The 19,271-nt window shown below is 57.6% G+C and carries 13 protein-coding genes; 9 read left to right on the top strand and 4 right to left on the bottom strand.

Features of this window, described 5'->3' with window-relative positions:
* Positions 1-151 precede the first annotated feature (151 nt).
* The 3 genes from GRI65_RS13060 (at position 152) to GRI65_RS13070 (ending at position 1,853) form a co-directional block, all read left to right on the top strand.
* Entirely contained in the window at positions 152-394 is a 243-nt protein-coding gene (locus GRI65_RS13060) for a DUF6894 family protein (protein WP_160756992.1), read from the top strand.
* A gap of 65 nt (positions 395-459) precedes the next feature.
* A complete protein-coding gene (locus tag GRI65_RS13065) occupies positions 460-1,275 on the top strand; it encodes a Crp/Fnr family transcriptional regulator (RefSeq protein ID WP_160756993.1) in 816 nt (271 codons plus the stop codon).
* Between the two features lie 221 nt (positions 1,276-1,496).
* Positions 1,497-1,853 carry a response regulator gene (locus tag GRI65_RS13070; protein ID WP_160756994.1) on the top strand — a complete coding sequence of 119 codons (357 nt, stop codon included), beginning with the start codon at positions 1,497-1,499 and terminating at the stop codon, positions 1,851-1,853.
* A 293-nt stretch (positions 1,854-2,146) separates the two neighbouring features.
* Here GRI65_RS13070 and GRI65_RS13075 read toward each other — a convergent pair whose 3' ends face one another.
* Entirely contained in the window at positions 2,147-2,581 is a 435-nt protein-coding gene (locus GRI65_RS13075; protein ID WP_160756995.1) for a hypothetical protein, read from the bottom strand.
* Between the two features lie 637 nt (positions 2,582-3,218).
* Here GRI65_RS13075 and GRI65_RS13080 point away from each other — a divergent pair.
* The gene (locus tag GRI65_RS13080; RefSeq protein WP_232844135.1) at positions 3,219-5,630 is read left to right on the top strand and encodes a hybrid sensor histidine kinase/response regulator; all 2,412 of its coding nucleotides are present in this window, start codon (positions 3,219-3,221) and stop codon (positions 5,628-5,630) included.
* A 729-nt stretch (positions 5,631-6,359) separates the two neighbouring features.
* Here the strand turns inward: GRI65_RS13080 and GRI65_RS13085 are convergent.
* Complete coding sequence (locus tag GRI65_RS13085) at positions 6,360-7,673, bottom strand: diguanylate cyclase domain-containing protein (protein WP_160756996.1); 1,314 nt, start codon at positions 7,671-7,673, stop codon at positions 6,360-6,362.
* Between the two features lie 610 nt (positions 7,674-8,283).
* Between GRI65_RS13085 and GRI65_RS13090 the strand changes: the two genes are divergently transcribed.
* The 5 genes from GRI65_RS13090 to GRI65_RS13110 all read left to right on the top strand — a co-directional run bounded on the left by GRI65_RS13090 (position 8,284) and on the right by GRI65_RS13110 (position 18,277).
* On the top strand, positions 8,284-10,245 hold the full coding sequence (locus GRI65_RS13090; RefSeq protein WP_160756997.1) for a tetratricopeptide repeat protein: 1,962 nt from the start codon (positions 8,284-8,286) through the stop codon (positions 10,243-10,245).
* Positions 10,246-10,482: 237 nt separating this feature from the next.
* Complete coding sequence (locus tag GRI65_RS13095) at positions 10,483-11,166, top strand: Fe2+-dependent dioxygenase (RefSeq protein ID WP_160756998.1); 684 nt, start codon at positions 10,483-10,485, stop codon at positions 11,164-11,166.
* 122 nt (positions 11,167-11,288) lie between these two features.
* Positions 11,289-13,445, top strand: a complete 2,157-nt coding sequence (locus GRI65_RS13100) for a TonB-dependent receptor (RefSeq protein ID WP_160756999.1) — start codon at positions 11,289-11,291, stop codon at positions 13,443-13,445.
* A gap of 341 nt (positions 13,446-13,786) precedes the next feature.
* Entirely contained in the window at positions 13,787-15,514 is a 1,728-nt protein-coding gene (locus GRI65_RS13105) for a DUF885 domain-containing protein (RefSeq protein WP_232844136.1), read from the top strand.
* Between the two features lie 465 nt (positions 15,515-15,979).
* Positions 15,980-18,277 carry a putative bifunctional diguanylate cyclase/phosphodiesterase gene (locus tag GRI65_RS13110; RefSeq protein WP_160757001.1) on the top strand — a complete coding sequence of 766 codons (2,298 nt, stop codon included), beginning with the start codon at positions 15,980-15,982 and terminating at the stop codon, positions 18,275-18,277.
* Here GRI65_RS13110 and purQ read toward each other — a convergent pair.
* Together purQ and purS are read right to left on the bottom strand one after the other, a co-directional pair.
* A complete protein-coding gene (gene purQ, locus GRI65_RS13115) occupies positions 18,236-18,916 on the bottom strand; it encodes a phosphoribosylformylglycinamidine synthase subunit PurQ (protein ID WP_160757002.1) in 681 nt (226 codons plus the stop codon). The genes GRI65_RS13110 and purQ overlap by 42 nt on opposite strands.
* Positions 18,916-19,164 carry a phosphoribosylformylglycinamidine synthase subunit PurS gene (gene purS / locus GRI65_RS13120; RefSeq protein WP_160757003.1) on the bottom strand — a complete coding sequence of 83 codons (249 nt, stop codon included), beginning with the start codon at positions 19,162-19,164 and terminating at the stop codon, positions 18,916-18,918. Before purS ends, purQ begins: the two co-directional genes overlap by 1 nt.
* Between the last annotated feature and the right edge of the window lie 107 nt (positions 19,165-19,271).

The raw sequence follows: 19,271 nt of genomic DNA on the forward strand, positions 1-19,271 counted from the left end.
CGCTGTCACGACCCTAAGAGCAGACAGTCAGGACTGTCGTGGTCCGCATACATCGCGAATTGCATAAGAAGAGAGCTGCCTACTTATGAGCGACATGCGACTTTGACCGCTCGGATCTGGAACAAAGTGGTGCCAAAAGTTTTGCCGAACAATGACACGATATTATTTCGATCTGAGCAATGGGTCTGGTTTCGTGCGCGACCTAGAAGGCCAGCTGGAGGAAAGTCTTCTCGCAGCAACCCAAGCTGCCATCGAAGGCTTGCGTAGTGTAATTTCGGGGGAAATAAACGAAGGCAAGGCGGTTTCCCGAAGCTCCTTCGTTTCCATTCGCTGCGAAGATTCTGACGAAGTGACCAAGGTGTATTTTGATGACGCAGTAACGATCCTCGAATAGGCCAAATGGGGTAACGATTTAATTTAAGTTATTGATAAAAGTTGAATTGTAATCTGCGTCAGTTTATGGTTGGCAAATCATCAGGCAGCATCAGCGAACTGGTGGCTGAGAGACTCGATAGCGCTCCCCGCAGGGGAGGCATTATGTCGGTCGATAATTCAGTACTTTTTCCTTATCTCACAAGAATTGAGCAGACACGCTCGCTTTCGGCAGCTGCTCGCGAGGCATTTTTAGCGTTGCCGCTCGAACAACACATTTATGGAACCTATCAAGACTTCATAAAAGAAGGCGAACGTCCGACGCGGTCCTGCCTGATCGTCGAAGGGGTCGTCAGCCGCTACAAGACTTTGAGAAACGGCAGACGCCAGATCAGCTCCTTCCATTTTCCGGGAGAGATGGTTGATCTCCACGCTACCCTGCTGACTGTCGCCGACAGCGGCATGCGGACCCATACGCCAACGACCATCGTGACGATCAACTGTGAGGATATTCTCGATCTGGCAGCGCAATATTCCGAATGGGGTCGCGCGTTCTGGTTCGACACTCTGGTCGACGCGTCGGTGTTCCGTGAATGGACACTAAATTTAGGACAACGCACAGCGGCGGCGCGCGTGGCCCACCTGCTTCTGGAGATTAACGCTCGCCTCGAGAGAATAGGGCAGAGCGACGGCCGGAGGTTCGTTTTGCCAATCACCCAACTCGATCTCGCAGATGCGGTAGGATTAAGTGCGGTGCACACCAACCGCAGCATTCAGCAACTGCGCCAGAGCGGAACCATACGCACGCAAGGTCGCGAGGTTGTGATTGAAGACTACGCGTCGCTCGTAGCGCAAGCGGGTTTCGATCCATCCTACCTTCACCCAGAGGGACCCCGGCGGTAATTAAACGGTGTGTTGGAGTCAGTAGCGCATGGTCCATACCAGAAATTGCGGTGCGGACGGGGCGCAAAAGGTACCCGCGGTTCGCCGCCTGGCTGAGCTAATCCCTCAAAACGTTGGCGATAATCGGAACCAACCACCTTAACAAAAGTTAAGCTTACATCGTCGGTACAAATCGGCCTCGGCGACTGAGAGACAGCGAGCTCCCGCCAGCGGAGAGCGAAATGCACGTTCTGATCATCGAAGACGAAGCCCTGGTGGCACTCCTGATCGAGGATTATCTGCGGGATCATGGTTACACGACCTTTGAATACGCGGCTACCGAGGCGGAAGCGGTGGCTGCTGCAAAGGATCATTGCCCGAATTTGATAACCTCCGATGTCAGGCTGCTCGAAGGCTGCGGAATATCAGCCGTCCAAGAGATATGCCGCGACGAGTTGATCCCCGTCGTATTTATTACGGCGACTTGCTGGGAGGTTACCGAGCGAGCGCCTGGGGCCATTGTGATTGAGAAGCCGTTTACATCAACTGAGCTGGCTAGCGCACTCATCGCCATAGAATCTACGTTCCGGCGGTCCTAAATCCTCCATGTCTATACGCCCGGGCGATAGTACTTATTGTCATCCCTAGTACGGCGGCTATTGGGACGTGTCCGGAACGTCAGATCTTTTTCATATCCCGCGATAAGCACCCTACCGGTCCGACTAAAGGTAGTGTGACCGCATCCGCCCACAAAGCAGTCATACCCAGGCTCACTCTTTTTCCCTGAAACCGGCCATAGGTTCAGGTTTCCTTGAGCCCCCAGATCGGCAGCTTTTATGACTGCGAAAGTCGGTGCTTAATGGCGGAAGCGTCGTGGTGAGCAGACCTTGGTTCAAAAAGATGTGAAGCTTTGAAAAAGTAAGCTGTTGCAAATCACGCGATTGCCATCCTCTGACGGGCGTTCATTTTGAACGGCGACGATAAATCGTCGAGTGTAATCATCGTTCGTGAACCCTGAGCGAAACGATGCTTCGTTCGCATTGCAGACAATAATTTCGAGAGTGTCCGGGTCACTCCATTTGTAGCCAATCTGCGAACCGCCTTTGATTTCGGCAAGATTTTCAACATCTTTTCCGAACACCTGAGCAGATATCGCTAGTCGATTGCTGCAGCAGCTTCCGAGGTCGGTTTTTGTCACAAAGAGAATGATGTCCCCGTCTTGAGATACCACTCTTTGCAACGGCTCTGGACTATCGGCGCACGCCGCGATGACAAAAACAAGTCCAATGATCGCTGGACGATAGGAGTGTCTATCCTTGAAAAGCATAAGGCCGACATCGCACGCCGAGTGAAAGGCCGCTAGTGGGTCGCTTTCTGACGGTCTGCTTTTAGGATTGAATCCAGGCGGCAGCAACGGCAAAAACTGGGGTGGTTCCCAGTCGTTGTCAGCCGAGCTTAAAAATGGCAGACTTTGGCCATGTCGTTATATCGAAAATGCTGGCTCTTTTTTGCTTGGATTTTGCTCGTATTCTTCAGCTTCCCTGTTTGGATGCCACTGCTGCATCAAAATCTCGGCGCGGCGGGGATGTTCGTTGGCTTAGCGTTTTGGCTCAGCCAAGGCGTGTTGGCACTGTATGCATTTCGTTGTCCAGACTGCGGCCTTTCGCCTTTCCGAAGCACCAAGGGGATGTTTGCTTGGTCAACGCCTTGGCCCAGATCTACCTGTGGCCACTGCGGGCGAAGCCACCGGTCCGAAGATGGCATGAGCGTCAGCTAAGTTGTCGTTAACTGCCAGTCCGTTTTTACGATATGCAGAACGCTGCTGAACGGCAAAAACTGGCGCGGAAAGCTTTGAGGCGGCTTTTATGATTTTCGGCGGTCTTGCGAAACCAATTCCTGTTGCTAGCGTTCGGCTCAAGCGTTGATTATGACCAAACCTGCGCGGGATGAGGGGATCGCATTTTATGTCACATTCGATGCAGATGACTACCGAACGTCTTGGCGAGATCGTCGAAAAAGCTGCGGCCGAGGTTTTCATTTTCGGGAGGGACGATTTCCGTTTCCTTCTGGTCAATCGGGGAGCCCGACAGAACCTCAGATACTCGAGTGAAGAGCTGGCTGAGCTTCACCCTTGGGATATCAAACCCGAATACAGCGAAGAGCAGTTCAAAGCGTTTGTGGAACCTCTTATCACGGGCGAGCTGAAGCAGCTTCATTTCGAAACGCTGCATGAGAGGAAGGGTGGGTCTACCTATGAGGTGAGCGTCCGACTACAACTTATCTCGACCGGCGATCTGCCAGTATTTTATGCCGCCATCCAGGACATCACCGAGGAAAAGTGGATGGGTCGCGAGCTCGAAGATGTCTCGCGGCAATTGGATGCCATTCTGAATAATACCACCATGGCGGTGTTCATGTTGGACGATCGCCAACACTGTTCGTTCATGAACAGGGCAGCCGAAGAGCTCACCGGCTTCGCCTTCAAAGAGGTGCAAGGGCGGCCGCTTCACGACGTAATTCATCATACGCACCCCGATGGGAGACCGTTTCCAATCGAAGAGTGCGCCATTGACCGAGCATTTCCTGAAAATAATCAATCGCAGGGCGAAGAGGTTTTCATCCATAAGGACGGCACATTCTACAATGTGAGCTTCACGGCTTCCCCAATGAAAAACGCCGATGGTGTCACCATCGGAACCGTTATCGAAGCTCACAATATCGACGAAGAACTGAGAGCTAGGGAAGCGCTCAATTCCTTCAACACTGAGCTGCGGCAGCGCGTCGATGAAACCATCGCCGAACGCCAGGCATTGGAAGCTCAGCTCGTGCAGGCCCAGAAGATGGAGGCCATCGGGCAGCTCACCGGCGGGGTGGCTCACGATTTCAACAACTTGCTTCAAGTCATCGGAGGCAATCTGCAGCTGCTCAAGCAAGAACCGCTGATCGAAGGGCGAAATTCGGTCCGCCTAAACAATGCAATCTCTGGGGTGGAACGCGGCGCGAAGCTCGCGGCTCAGCTGCTCGCATTCGGACGACAGCAGCCGTTGAAGCCTAAGCCAATAAACGTAGGCCGGGTCCTGCGCGATATCGACGACATGTTCCGCCGCACCCTGGGGGAGAGGGTCGAAATTGAATCGGTTATCGCCGCCGGCCTATGGAACTGTCTGGTCGATCCGAGACAACTCGAAAACGCCCTTCTCAATCTCGCCATCAACGCCCGCGATGCGATGAAAGGCGAAGGCAAGCTGACCGTCGAAGCCGGAAACGGATCGCTGGATGATGACTATGTTGCCCTCCACCCAGAGGCATCTCCGGGCCAGTATGTCGTGCTGGCCGTAACCGATACAGGATGCGGTATCGCAGAGGAAAATTTGGCGAAGGTATTCGAGCCCTTCTTCACTACGAAAGCACCCGGAGAAGGAACCGGTCTCGGCCTGTCCATGGTGTTTGGCTTCGTGAAGCAGTCAGGCGGCCATATCACCATCTACAGCGAGGAGGGCGAGGGAACTACCGTCAGGATATACTTGCCGCGCACGCGCAAAGCGGAGATAGCCAACCGTCCCGAAGGAGGCGGCGTTGCCGAACAGGGCAATAGCGAAGTTATCCTCGTCGTGGAGGACGACGCAGACGTTCGATCGACCGTGGTCGAGCTTCTCACGAATTTAGGTTACAAGGTCATTGAAGCTGCCAATGCCGACAGCGCTCTTGCGATCCTAGAATGCGGCATTAGTATCGATCTTCTCTTTACCGATGTCGTGATGCCGGGCAAACTTCGGTCGCCCGAATTGGCCCGCATCGCGAAAGAGCGCATCCCCAATATCGGGGTTTTATTCACATCCGGGTATACGCAAAACGCCATCGTTCATGCCGGCAAGCTGGACGAGGATATCGAACTGCTGAGCAAGCCATACTCTGCCGAGAAGCTCAGCCGAAAAATCAGAAAGGTGTTGAAAGGCGCAACGAAAAATGTCGCCCATAACGATGGGTTGGAATCGAATGCTGATGTCCCGAGCAGTCCACTACCGAAGGGCAGGCAGCGCGGCGTCCTTTTGATTGAAGATGAACCCTTGATACGGATGAACATCGCCGACACTCTCGATCGCATGGGTTGCAAAGTCTTCGAAGCGAGCACGCTTAAAGAGGCGCGTGAGCTGCTCGAAACAAATGCGTTCGATGCGATTGTATCCGACTTGGGCCTCCCTGACGGAACTGCAATTCAGTTCCTCTTGGACGTCAGGGCTAAGCATCCAAGCGTGACAGTGATTCTGGCCACCGGCGGGGGGATGCCCGCAGAACTGCAGTCACAAGGCATCGCGATTTTGACCAAGCCGTTTGCAGACCACGATCTGAAAGCCCTCATGAAGGACAAGCTTTAGACCCAGAGCCGTCGAACAATCCCACTCTTCAGACCAGTCTAACCCGATCAGAAAGCACATTGGCCCTTAGCTGCGACCTCTGTGGCTAGTCCGTGAGCGGCTTGACGGATTTTTGTCGAGCCGCTGTGCAGGCTTGCCTGTCCGCTGCCGGGGGAATTTGAGACAATTAGTGCACGAGAAGACCTAATCGCGGAATTCCAAGACGGCACCACGGTAGGGAACAAATTGCCCCGCGGGATCTAGAAACCCGGCGCCGATTTTATTCGCGTGGAACTGAGCTTCGATAAGTGTCGGATACCATTTCCCACGGCGGCCCCGTGCGATGTAGCGATACTGGGTCATTGAAAGGCTAGACGCGCGTGCCGCCTTTGGGTTTCCAAGCATTTCACCCAGATACCCTTAGTCCGCTTCTGGGTCGTATCCGGAACGGCAAGTTTTAGAGGAAAATGGCGATAAGCTGCCGATACGGGCGGCCAAAAACAGCGCGACGGCTTCCGCTGACATAGCTGCCGTTCCCAAGCTAATTCGCCTCCCTGAAAGCTGCCTTCCATTCAGGTTTGGTTGAGTACCCACCAAAGACCGCTTTCAGGACTGCAAAGACTGAGTCTGGATGGCGGAACAGCCGTGGGAAACGGGCATAAACCACTAAAGCCAGTCGGATTAACTCTGGTGACGAGATGAATTATGGAAACCGGCTGGCTGGTTCCTCGGGTATGGGTATCCCTTGCTCTAGCTGTTCAGGCGCGCCAAGCCAGCCGGTGCATTTGCTTTGAAAGTGCCGCTGCAAGCGCTTGCACGATAGGGGTGGGATCGGAAACCGCCGCCGTTTCGCTTGACCTCGTAGCTTGTCGCATCGGCCTCGTTGAGGAGCGCGTCCAGTGACGCAGTGCTGACGGGAGCAATACTGAAACCAAGGCTGAGTCCCACTCTGATCGGCTGGCCTGTCCCTACGTCATAGGGCTTGGTCAATTGATGATGAATGTTCCTCGCCAGAACCCCGGGGTCGGACCGACTGTCCAGCCTTGACTGCAAGACCACGAACTCGTCACCACCGATGCGGGCAACAGCATCGTTTTGGTCGGCAAGCCGATACAGCCTTTCAGAGAGAGCCTTTAGGAGCCGATCACCTGTCGCGTGGCCGAATTTGTCGTTGACCGCTTTGAAGCCATCCAGATCGAACGCGTGGACCGCTACCAAGTCGTCCCTGTGACGCGGCAATGCATCAAAAGCTTCGCGCAATCCCAGACGGTTACGGAGCGACGTCAGGGGATCGAGCCGTGCCAGATTTGCCATTTGCAGACGCATCGTGATGAGGCCGCTGGCGTTGCCGTGGATATGCCAGATCGTCTCCAGAGCGCTGAGGAAAAACAGCGCGAAGACAGCGCCGATAAAAGGCCGGGCGTCCTCGATAAACATCAACGCAGAGGTAATTGCAGGAAACGCGGCGAGAGTCACCGCGCCCATCGCGATCAATGGGCGGACCGATATGCGGGTCGCAACGCCCGCGCAGTATCCAAACAGCAGGGCGGTCCCAACTGCATGCAGGTGGAGGGCGGGAAGAGAGAACAAGAGCGCGCTGAGGGCACCGATAGGGGCCGCCATGCACCATGTGGTTACTGCGTGACCGACTTCGAAACGTCTGATGTTTGTAAGCGAGAGCGATTGAAGGTCTATGCCGCGGCGATGATAGAAGATCAAAAGAAGCTTGAATGCTGAAGCAAGGCCGCCGAGGATCGTGATGCCGAGGGCAATTGCGGTGCCGGTCTCGTTGTAGACGTAAAAACCAATGACGGAAAAGACTGCCCAGATCGACGCCGTGGGCAGCACGTTATCGGTCAAAGCCGAGACTAAGGCCTTGTAGACATCGATCGGTTCAGTTTGACGCAGCATCAGCCTTGCGAGGGTTATTGCACGGGTCACTTCGCTACCATGCGATGCATTTACGGAACGTTTAGGCTGCATCCAATTTTGACCGTTCGGTAGCCGCCGACGATCATGCTCAAAGAACTGCACCTGCCGCACCACCGGTGAAATTGTCGCCATCGCGGATGGTTTTTGACATGGTAGGACGGCAGATCAGGGTCGCTGGACGAAGGGCGGCTTTGGGGTCTGGACTGTCCGACGAAGCGGTCATTCATGAACTGGACTCTACTTCGATGAACGGATGGCGGCTTCGGCAGATTGGCGTCCGATAGGGGGGCTTGCGGGTCAATCCGGACGATGCTCACGCCGTCGGATTTGGCCGGTGGTGTTTCGCTTTTGCTCGGCGCGCGGTCGCTTCTGGCGCCGCAATCTGTCCATAGGCTGGCGCAGAGGTCAGTGTAGCCGCCCCTTGTGTACTCAACCCGTTAAGCGGATGCCGAATTGAAGCGACCGCGTGCCTGCAAAGCACGCCCCGCATTCGGAGGCGGGCCTCCGCCCCTGAAGCTGGTCGAACCCACCTGTTTGAAATTCCGGTTAACCGTCATATAGATGGTGAAGGCGGCGAATGCCGATCAGTCCTACGCGATGATTTGCATGCAAAGCCGAAGGGGGAAAAGAGCAGCAAATGCCTTTGAAGGCGCACCTTTTTGGCGGCTTTCAGCTAAGGGCCGATAGCGGGCAAGAAATCGAAATTGCAAATCGCCGTGCGCGTGCATTGCTTGCCATGCTGGTGCTGCAACCCACTCAGCCACTGGATCGTGAACATATCTGCAAACTCCTTTGGACCGGTCGGTTCGAGGCGCAGGCGCGCGCCAGTTTGCGGCAATGCCTGCTTGGGTTTGGCAAAACCCTGGATGGGCTGGGATATGATCTGCTCGACGTGTCGCGCAGCCGCATCGCCCTTAATGCCGGTTTGGTGCGGTCCGATATTGCCGATCTGGAAAGCGCTTTGGACGATGGCGACTGGGCCGCGGCCATCGCTCTGATTGCGGACATCGGCGGCAAGCCCATCCTCGACCAGATGCGGTTCGGGAATGATTTTGACAATTGGCTGAGCGAGCGGCGGCAAGCGACCGAACAACAATTGCAAACGAAGGTCAGCGCGGCTCTGGCGCGATTGAAGGCATCGGGCAATCTCGCGGACCATGGCCGATTGCTGGATGCATGGATGGTGCGGCATCCCACGTCGTCGCGGGTTATCATGAGCGATCTGCACGGCGGAAAGGTGCGGATCGCGGTGCTGCCCTTTGCCTCGCAGGACAGCCAGAATGAAGAAAGGTACCTCGCCGATGGCATCGTTGATGAACTGATCACCACGATGGGGCAGGTACCGCAATTGCTGGTTGCCGGGCGCACATCGTCGTTCAAGTTCAGGGACAGCGACCTGACCCTGCCGGAAATAGCCAGCCAGCTGCGCGTGTCTTTCCTGATCGAGGGATCAGTGCAGCGCCTCGATGCGGACATCAGCATCAACGTGCGCCTGATCGACGGGCAGACCGGGTTTGAAACCTGGAGCTACTCCTACGAAGGCACCGAGGACGATCTGTTCGCCTCGCGCAAGCATGTGGCGCAAACGGTCACCACGGAGCTTGGCAAAGCGCTCGATCTGGACATTGCCGAACCGCAGATCCGGCAGATGACCAGCAACAAGGCGGCATACGGGTTGTATCTGCAGGGCCGTGCGCTCACCAGCCGCTGGTTAGGCGACGGCCTGCTGGATGCTGCCATCAGGCTGCTGCAACAAGCGTTGGAACTGGAACCCGAATTTGCCGAATGCTGGGCCGCATTGGCAGAAGCCCATGTGTACAAGGCGATCGGAACTCCCTGCGTCGACAAGCCCGGGGAAGCGAAGCGCCTTGCCGATTGCGCAACGAAAGCCATCGAGCTCGACCCCGGTCTGGGATATGCCTATGCCATGCTGGGACTGTATCGATGGACCCGGAACGATGCGCTGGGCGCGCTCGATCTGGCATTCAAGGCCTATGAACTGGAGCCGGAGAACCCGGCGGTGCTGATGCGCCTTGGTTCCTTCCTGATGTATTGCGGACGAACCGCGCAGGGTCTGCCCTACATCGAGGCGGCGGTTGATCAGGACCCGGTGGATGGCCGCATTTACCTCGTTCTGTGCCAGGCCCATATCAACCTCGGTAATCTCGATGAAGCTATCGCTGCGGGAGAGCGGATGTGCGACCTTGGCCAGCCATCGCTACATTTGGCATTGGCAACGCGGACAAAGGGCGATCACGCTCTGGCGGTCGCGCAATATCAGCGAACGCGCCTGTTGATGAACACCGTCATTTTCGCGCCGGCAGGGACCACGCCAATGTCGCCCGAGGCCATGGATGCCTATTGGTTGATGGCAGCCAGAGGCATTCATAGCGGGCAGAAAGAAGACCGCGAGAGATATTGCCGAACGCTTGATTTCCTGCACGCGACATTCCTCGATCCTTATGATCCGACCATCGTGCTTCCTGCGATCTGGATGGGATATTCGGAAATGGTGTTCAAGACGCTGGGCGTGCAGATCACGCCGCCCAATATGATCGGGCTGATGTCGCTGTGGGCTGATGTAGAGCCCATTCGCCAGACGCGGCTGCACCCTGAATTCATGGACTTCGCCAAGCGCATCGGACTGGTCGCGGTGTGGGAAAAATACGGCTGGCCCGACCTGATGTCCGGCCCGCCTGCCTGAAGCAGCGCGCGGTTCATCAACAGCGGTCCCAACCCCGCCCAGCACCCAGGCCAACTGCGCGCCGAATAGTGTTGTCAACTTTACCGCGAGCGGTTGGGGCAACACTGTTCTGGAAAGCAAAACAGCAGACAGCTGGGCAAGGGACGCCATGCTCGCGCCGACTTTCCTCACCTTGATGCAATTGACATTCATTCGCAATTACGTCAGTGGGCAATTGTCGGCGGAAGGGCAGTATGTATGATGGTTCGTGTGGAGCGGGTGCTCGACGAAGCGAAAGTGCAAGAGCTTCGCGGGCTGATCGATGCCGGCGAATGGGTCGACGGCAACGAGACATCAGGCCATCAATCCCGTCTGGCGAAACAGAACCGTCAGTTGCGTCAGGGCAGTGATGTCGAAAAGACGGCGGGCGCAATCGTGTTGGATGCGCTCGGACGCGCGCCGGAATTCATTGCGGCTGCCTTGCCGCTCAAGGTCTTCCCGCCCCTGTTTAACCGGTATGAAGGAGGGGAGGCGTTCGGCGCCCATGTCGACAATTCGATTCGCCGCCTGGACGGGACCGACTTCCGGATCCGCAGCGATCTGTCGGCTACTCTCTTCCTTGCTGATCCGGACAGTTACGAAGGCGGCGAGCTGATAATCGAGGACCTGTTCGGCGAACACCGGGTCAAACTCCCGACCGGCGACTTGATCCTCTATCCCGCCTCCAGCGTGCACCGCGTTACCCCCGTGACTTCGGGCGCCAGAACCGCGTCGTTCTTCTGGTTGCAAAGTATGGTCCGCGATGACGGTGAACGTGAACAACTGTACCGTCTGGACCGAACCGTCAGGTTGCTGAGTTCGGAGCGGGGGCCAGCCGACAGGGCGGTCCTGGAGTTGACCAACCTTTACCACAATCTCATGCGCCGTTGGGGTGACGCCTAACTGCAAACCGCAGAATTGCGGTAGAAGTTCCCGTTAATGATAATAGTTCGCATTTGCATTGACTCTCTAAGTCTTGTCTCTCATAGGCCATCCCGAGACCAAAAATGAGGGGCCGACAAGCCATGACAATTTCCAGATTTTCCCGCACGTCCGTGCCATTCCTCGCTCTGGGGTGTGTCGGCTTCATTGCCACCGCCCCGGCGGCAGCGGAGACCGGAGTCGACCCTGATGGTTCAATTGTCGTGACCGGCGATCGGCCCGACGAACTGAGCCTCGATCAGGCGACCGGCCCGATCCTTAACACCCCCCGGACAATCAACGTGGTAACGGAAGAAACGTTGGAGCGGACGGCGTCCTATTCATTCGAAGAAGCGTTACGCACTGTTCCCGGTATCACCTTGGGCGCAGGTGAAGGGGGCACAGCAGCCGGCGACATCCCCCTGATCCGCGGAGTCGACGCGACGGGCGACGTGTTCGTCGATGGTGCGAGGGATATCGGAACGCAGACGCGTGAAGTCTTCGCCGTAGAACGGATCGAAGTGTTCAAGGGGCCCAGCGGTGCTCTCGGCGGTCGCGGAGCGGCAGCCGGCGGCATCAATCTCGTCAGCAAGACCGCCCGCGAAGGCAACTCCGCTTCCGCCACCGCGGCTATCGGAACATCGGACCTTTACCGGGTCACTGCAGATGTGAACCGTCAGTTAGGCGACCGCGTTGCCGTGCGTATCGTCGGACTGCTTCACGATTCCATGACACCAGGGCGAGACGCCGTTTTCGATGACCGGTGGGGACTTTCGCCTTCCATCGCGCTCGGTGTTGGTTCGAACACGGTTGCCAGCCTGACGCACTATCACTTCGAGGGCGATCAGATGCCAGATTACGGCGTACCGCTAACCTCAAGGGGCCAACTTGATGGCGATCGCCGTATCGCAGCGGACGTCGACCGCGACCATTTCTACGGGCTTTTGGCTCGGGATTTCCAGAAGACGCGCGTCGACACCACAACCTTCAAATTCGACCACGACCTAGGTAATGGCTGGAATGCATCAGCGCTGCTGCGGTACTCCGATTCCGACATGGATTACATCGTGACCAATCCGGACGACAGTGCCGGCAACGTTGTCGACGGGCTGGTGTGGCGGGCAATAAAGAGCCGCAATTCGAACACCGAAGCGATGACTGGCAACGCCAATGTTTCCGGCGAGTTCGCGACCGGGACGATTCTGCACAATGTGTCGATCGGCGCCGAGTACAGCCGTGCCGACACCTACAACCTCACTTACATCGTCGACACTGGCGATCGCACATGCCCGCCCGGGGCTGTTGCTGCCTTTGATTGCACCGATCTGCTCACCCCCAACCCGGCGGACGCGTGGAACGGATCAGTAACGCAGGCGACCACCCCGAACCTTTCGGAAGCGGAAGATATCAGCGCCTACATCTTCAATTCGATCACACTCATTCCCGAGCTTATCGTGAACCTCGGGGTACGCTACACAGACTACCGCGCATCGGGCAGTGGCAGCGGCCGAGGTGGGCCGTTCAGCGCAAGTTTGGAAACGAGTTTTGTAAGCTGGCAAGCGGGCGCGATCTACAAGCCCGTCCCTTCGGTGAGCATTTACGCCTCCTATGCGAATGCTAAGAACCCTCCCGGCACCGATGTCGGCGCGGGTTCGGGCAACATCGCGGTAACCAACGATACCTATTCTCCCCAGGAAACCGAGAACTATGAAATCGGGGCGAAGGCCGATCTGTTTGACGGGGTAATGCAATTGTCGGCGTCTGCATTCCGGGTGGACCGGAACAACATCATCAGCACGGATACCCTTGGCGACGTCATCGAGATCATCAATGCGGCAACCATCGAGGGTTTCGAAGTCGGAGTAACCGGACGCGCCGGCCCCCTGTCGCTGTTCGGCGGATACACGTACCTCGATAGCAAGCTGAAGGATGGAACAGCGAATGATGGCAACGCCTTGCCGAACACTCCGAAGCACAATCTGTCACTTACGGCCAATATGGAGGTGACGGACCGCTTCAGCCTTGGCGGCGGCGTCTATCATCAATCTGGCCGCACGGCGGATGCCGCGAACCTGATATCTGCAGATGGCTACGTCCGGGTCGACGCATTCGCCGCCTATGATTTCAATGAGAATCTTGCGGTGCAGCTAAACGTGAAGAACCTTGGCGACGAACGCTACATTTCCAAATTGCGCAATCCACACTTCGCCGTACCCGCGACGGGCCGCCAGGCAATCCTCTCGCTATCCGCCCGGTATTAGGGGGGATAGCCAGTCACTGATGAAAGCAAGCCGGTTTGATCAATCGACACATGGCGGCATCGACGGACGAGCGTCTGGAAGAGGAGAAATTTGCGGAACCGGTAGTTGCCAAGAGAGATGACCCGCAGCACCCGGCTGATCGCCTCTACCGATCCTAAATGATGTTAGCTCCCCACGAAAGCCATCCGTTTTCGGCTGGCCAAGCGTGCCTGTCTGCGTCAAGGTCCTGCGACTAAAGTCAGCAAAAGGAGCAGTTTGCGATGGGTCGCTTGGTTCGGTTAACCGTAATTTCAATCAGTACGCTCGCGCTTTCGGCATGTGCTGCACAGCGCGGCGGCCTCATGAGTTCGGAAGCCGTGATTGAGCCGCAGACACAGGGCATCGACGCGCTGTTTGAAAGATACGACCAGCGTCAGTTAGAGTTATCACCATTGTCAAAGGCCTATCGCGGGGTTCGCGACGAGGATTATGGCAATTGGGGCGACTTCTCCGACGCTGGCGAGATCGCGGACCAGGAACTGTTGCAAACAACCGCTGCGGCAATGCGGGCGAACTATTCCCCCGCCTCGCTTCCGGCCGACGAAGCGCTCAGCTACCGCCTGTTCGACGCGATGGCAAAACGCAGCGCGCGAACTTTCCCATTCCGCGAATATGGCTATATCTTCGACCAGATGAACGGCGCGCAGAGCGACCTGCCAGCGTTCCTGATCAACATTCATTCAGTGGCCGACGCCAGCCAGGCGGAAGACTATGTCGAGCGGATCGAAGGGCTGGGCGCTGTTCTAGAAACGCTCACCGCCGAATCCCGCGAGCGCGCTGGACGCGGCGTCATGCCGCCCAAGTGGGTTTACGCGTATGTCATCTCGGACATCGAAAACCTTCTCAAGGCAGGCAATGACAACGCGATGCTCGAAGATTTTGCCGGTAAGGTCGGCAAACTCGGCATCGCACAAGCAGAGAAGACCGCGCTTCAGTCGCGGGCTCAGACAGCCTGGAACGATGCCGCGCGGCCAGCCTACGAGCGGCTGCTTGCCGAAATGAAACGCCAGCAGGCGATTGCTGGTACGGACGATGGCATCTGGCGCTTTCCCGAAGGCCGGGCCTACTACGATGCGTTGCTGTCCAACTATACCACCACCGACCTCACTGCCGACCAGATCCACGATATCGGGCTGCGCGAAGTAACGCGGATCCACGGCGAGATGCGCGGGATTATGGAACAGGTCGGCTTTGACGGCACGCTGCAAGAATTTTTCGAATACGCGCGGACCGATCCCAAGTTCTATTTTGAGTCGCGTGAGGACTATCTCGCGGCGGTGCAGGCGGCTCAGGACAAGATCGAGCCGGTTCTACCGCGCTATTTTTCCACTCTTCCCAAGGCACCGCTGGTGGTAAAACCGGTCGAGGCGTTCCGCGAACAAAGCGCGGGGAAGGCGTTCTACCAGAGCCCGGCACCGGACGGCTCGCGGCCCGGAACTTACTACGTAAACCTATTCCGGCTCGAAGATATGAGCCGCAACGAGCTGGAGGCTCTGTTTTATCACGAGGGGCTGCCGGGGCACCACCTCCAGCGCGCGGTCCAGACCGAGCTCGGCGATGACATGCCTGCCTTCCGCCGCTTCGGCGGGGTGACCGCCTACACTGAAGGTTGGGGGCTCTACGCAGAAGAACTGGGCAAGGATATGGGGTTCTACACCGACCCGTATTCGGATTTCGGCAGGCTCGGAATGGAATTGTGGCGTGCCGCGCGGCTGGTGGTTGATACCGGCATTCATTCGAAGCGGTGGAGCCGAGAGCGGGCGATCGATTACCTAAAACAGAATACGCCGAATCCGGAGGGTGACATCCGCAAGGCAATCGAGCGGTACGTTGTCTATCCGGGGCAGGCGACTGCCTATATGATCGGCAAGTTGAAGATCATGGAGCTTCGCGAAAAAGCGCGCAGCGAACTTGGTGCGCGCTTCGACATTCGCGAATTCCACGATGTTGTGCTGAGCAGCGGTCCGGTTCCATTGTCCATCCTCGAGGAAAACGTCGACGCTTGGATCGCGGCGGAACGCAATAGGTAATTTCCCCGACCCGCCGTTCCCTTTCGGAGCCGCATCCTTGGTTGCATTTGGTGTGAAATGCGATCGTTAGGCACCTTAGGAAAAAGATTTTTCGCTCGTGCACGTGACGCGCAGTCGGGCCCCAGCAGGTGGCGAAATGTGGTTCTGCGATTCGAGGACCGGCTTGCCTGCCGACTGGGTAAATGCGGCTTGTAAACACTTCACCAGCTGGACCGAGGCGGATTGTTCGGGCGGAAATTGATCAGCGGAACGGGAAAACCTTTTTGCTCGGCTAAGTCGGCATAATCATGAACGAAAAAAGCTGATTGAAGTGTTTACTTTACGTGGTGGCAACCTTTGTCGGTTAGGCGCCTATCTGTGCAACAACCAGTCGCCCCAAAGGACGATCGAAAGATCGGTTTGCCAATCCGTGCCGTCCTTGGTCTGCAGGACCCGGCGCGCGATGATTGGGCACGTTTGCGGTCCATGCAGTATCCGCGCCTGGTGAACGGAAATATTCTCCGCCTGATTGCTCAGTTGATGGCGGCTGGACTTGCAACGCTCCTCTACCGCGACGTCATCCATCCGGTTGGCCTGATCGCCTGGGCCGTGACACTCGGCCTCGCGCTCGCGTTCAACGCGCAAGTAAGTGCCAGTCTCGCGGACGCCGATCGCCGGGCTATGTCGATGGACGAATTCCGGAAGCACGCAATCTCGATCGTGGCCATCGGCCTCGTGTGGACGGTAACATTCCTGTGGTTCGGATTGATGGGGCCGCCCGGTGACCTGATCGTTTTATGGGCGATCGTTTCGGCGCTGATTGCCGGTTCGGCCCTGATCGTGGTGACGACCCCGTTGGCGAACATCGTGTTTACGATAATCACCGGTCTCGCCGCGATCCTCAGCTTCGCACTGACGGGGCAATTCCTGATGGTCGCCGTTTGCGTGATCTTCATGTTCGTCATGACCGCGGGCACCATTGTTGCCTCGCGAACCTTTCTCGAAGCACGCATTGCCGAAGCGGCTATCGTCGAGAAGGACGAAGTTGTTTCCTTGCTGCTCCGCGAATTCGAGGAAAACCAGGCTGACTGGCTGTGGCAGATCGACACCGCCCGCCGGGTGCGGACGGTCTCGCCTCGCTTCTCGTTCGCGTTGGGCAAGACCAACGAAGACGTCAACGGCAAGCCTTTCCTCCAACTGCTGAGCGGTGAAACCTGGGAAACCGGCCAGTTCCATCCCAGCCTTCACGACCTCGCCGAACGGCTTAAACGCCGGGAAAGCTTCTCCAACCTGTTGGTCAAGGTATCGGTCAATCGCGCGCATCGCTGGTGGGAATTATCAGGCACTCCAATGCTTGACGAAAAAGGTATCCACATTGGCTTCCGGGGCGTGGGCTCCGACGTCACCGAGCAGCGCGAGTCCAGCGAGAAGATCGCCTATTTGGCCCGCTATGACACGCTGACAGGTTTGCCGAACCGCCTGATGCTGAACGAAGGGCTGGGCGAAGCGCTGCGCTATGCCCAGCAATGGCGCGCCCGCTGCGCTTTCCTGATGATCGATCTCGACCGGTTCAAGGCGGTGAACGATTCGCTCGGCCACCTCATCGGGGACCAGTTGCTTGCCGAAGTTTCCCAGCGGCTGAAGGAAGTGGTGAGCGAAAACGAGCGCGTAGGACGCCTGGGGGGCGATGAATTTGCCATCGTGATCCGCGATGCGTCCGAACCCGGCTATGTCGACAAGGTGGCGAACAAGGTCATCGAACGTCTCTCGCGCCCGTATGAGATCGCGCATCACACGCTCTATGTCGGTGCCAGCGTCGGGTCTGCCGTGGGGCCGACCGACGGTACCACGGTCGAAGACCTGATGCGCAATTCCGACCTCGCCCTCTACCGGGCGAAGGATGAAGGCGGCGGCGAACATTATCGCTATGAACCCTCGCTTCACGCCTCGGCGGAGGAGCGCCGGCGTCTGGAATTTTCGCTGCGTCACGCAATCGAACGGGGCGAACTGCTGCTCAACTTCCAGCCAGTGGTTGACGCCTACAAGGAAAACATCGTCAGCTTCGAAGCGCTGCTCCGGTGGCAAAGCAAGGAACACGGCTTCGTCAGCCCGGCCAAGTTCATCCCGCTGGCGGAAGATACACGGCTGATCGTGCCGATTGGCGAATGGGTCCTGGAACAGGCATGCCTGGAAGCCGTGAACTGGCCGGCCCACATCAGGATTGCCGTTAACGTTTCGGGCGAACAGTTGATCGAACCGGAATTCGCCTCGACCGTAGTGCGTTCGCTGGCGAAAAGCGGCCTGACCGCGAACCGGCTTGAAATCGAAGTCACCGAGAGCATTTTCCTGCGCGATGCGGACCTCGCCAGGAAGGCGCTCGAAGAAATCATGGCGCTCGGCTGTTCAGTGGCGCTTGACGATTTCGGCACCGGCTATTCCTCGCTCGGCTACCTGCGCAAGTTGCGGTTCTCTACCATCAAGGTCGACCGAACCTTCGTCCAGGGCGCGGCGAACCATCATCCGGAGAGCCTGGCAATCATCCGGGCCGTTGTCGCGATGGCGGACAGCCTCGAGATGTCGACCACCGCAGAAGGCGTGGAAACGGCTGAGGAAGCGGAAATGATCCGGCAACTGGGCTGCAAGAAAATCCAGGGCTATTATTTCGGCAGGCCAATGCCGGCGGAAGAAGCCCGCATCGTATGCCAGCGCAAACTGGATCCGTCAGCGCGAATCCAGCCGGGATCAGGCGGTGATGAGGGCCGCCTCTACTATACTGGCAAATAGCGCGCGGCCGTCGCTGCCGCCTTGCTCGGCTTCCATCGCCCGTTCCGGATGCGGCATCATCCCGAGCACATTGCCGGCACGGTTCAGAATTCCGGCAATGTCGCGGCGTGATCCATTGCACGGTTCGGCGTAGCGGAACGCAACCCGTCCATCGCCCTCCAGCCGGTCGAGGGTGTCCTCGTCCGCAAAGTAATTTCCGTCGTGATGGGCGATCGGGATATGGATCGTCTGGCCGGCGTCATAACCGCGCGTGAACAACGTCTGGTTGTTCTCGACCTTGAGCGCGGCGGTGCGGCAAATGAAATTTTGCGCGGCATTCCGCATCAGCGCGCCCGGCAGCAACCCACTTTCGGTCAGGACCTGAAAACCGTTGCACACGCCCAGCACCGGCACTCCGCGTTCTGCCGCGGCGATAACCGCGCGCATGATCGGGCTTCTTGCGGCCATTGCGCCGGACCGGAGATAGTCGCCGTAGGAGAACCCGCCGGGCAGCGCGATGAAGTCGAGCCGTTCGGGCAATTCCGCGTCGCCGTGCCACACCCGGATCGGCGCGGTCCCGCTGGCCTGTTCCACCGCAACGGCCATGTCGCGGTCGCAATTGGAGCCGGGAAAGGTGATAACCGCAGCGCGGAAAGCCATCACGCGGTCTCCTTCTGGTCCATTCTTTCGATGCGATAGTTCTCGATCACCATGTTCGCGAGCAGCTTACGGCACATCTCGTCGAGCGCATCGTCGGTAACGCCGTCAGCCACGTCCAGTTCGATCAGCCGCCCCGCGCGCACATCGTTGACCCCGTCAAAGCCGAGCCCCTCCAGCGCATGATGGATCGCCCGCCCCTGGGGGTCGAGTACGCCCGGCTTGAGGGAAACGTGGATATGGACTTTCATCGCGCGGACCTTTGGTTTGACGGGACACCGGAGAATCGCCCGCATCCTATGGCGCGGCGAGGCCATTGGGGCAAGGTGGCGGGTGGGGATTATCCGTGTTCGCGGTT

Source organism: Allopontixanthobacter sediminis, assembly GCF_009828115.1.
Taxonomy (GTDB): Bacteria; Pseudomonadota; Alphaproteobacteria; order Sphingomonadales; family Sphingomonadaceae; genus Allopontixanthobacter; species Allopontixanthobacter sediminis.

What these genes read in the sequence shown, in the direction of transcription:
- GRI65_RS13110 (WP_160757001.1), top strand. Translation starts at nt 15,980, where the DNA reads ATGCAGTATCCGCGCCTGGTGAACGGAAATATTCTCCGCCTGATTGCT.
- GRI65_RS13085 (WP_160756996.1), bottom strand. Translation starts at nt 7,673, where the DNA reads ATGGCGACAATTTCACCGGTGGTGCGGCAGGTGCAGTTCTTTGAGCAT.
- purQ (WP_160757002.1), bottom strand. Translation starts at nt 18,916, where the DNA reads ATGGCTTTCCGCGCTGCGGTTATCACCTTTCCCGGCTCCAATTGCGAC.
- GRI65_RS13080 (WP_232844135.1), top strand. Translation starts at nt 3,219, where the DNA reads ATGTCACATTCGATGCAGATGACTACCGAACGTCTTGGCGAGATCGTC.
- purS (WP_160757003.1), bottom strand. Translation starts at nt 19,164, where the DNA reads ATGAAAGTCCATATCCACGTTTCCCTCAAGCCGGGCGTACTCGACCCC.
- GRI65_RS13095 (WP_160756998.1), top strand. Translation starts at nt 10,483, where the DNA reads ATGATGGTTCGTGTGGAGCGGGTGCTCGACGAAGCGAAAGTGCAAGAG.
- GRI65_RS13065 (WP_160756993.1), top strand. Translation starts at nt 460, where the DNA reads ATGGTTGGCAAATCATCAGGCAGCATCAGCGAACTGGTGGCTGAGAGA.
- GRI65_RS13105 (WP_232844136.1), top strand. Translation starts at nt 13,787, where the DNA reads ATGAGTTCGGAAGCCGTGATTGAGCCGCAGACACAGGGCATCGACGCG.
- GRI65_RS13075 (WP_160756995.1), bottom strand. Translation starts at nt 2,581, where the DNA reads ATGCTTTTCAAGGATAGACACTCCTATCGTCCAGCGATCATTGGACTT.
- GRI65_RS13060 (WP_160756992.1), top strand. Translation starts at nt 152, where the DNA reads ATGACACGATATTATTTCGATCTGAGCAATGGGTCTGGTTTCGTGCGC.
- GRI65_RS13070 (WP_160756994.1), top strand. Translation starts at nt 1,497, where the DNA reads ATGCACGTTCTGATCATCGAAGACGAAGCCCTGGTGGCACTCCTGATC.
- GRI65_RS13100 (WP_160756999.1), top strand. Translation starts at nt 11,289, where the DNA reads ATGACAATTTCCAGATTTTCCCGCACGTCCGTGCCATTCCTCGCTCTG.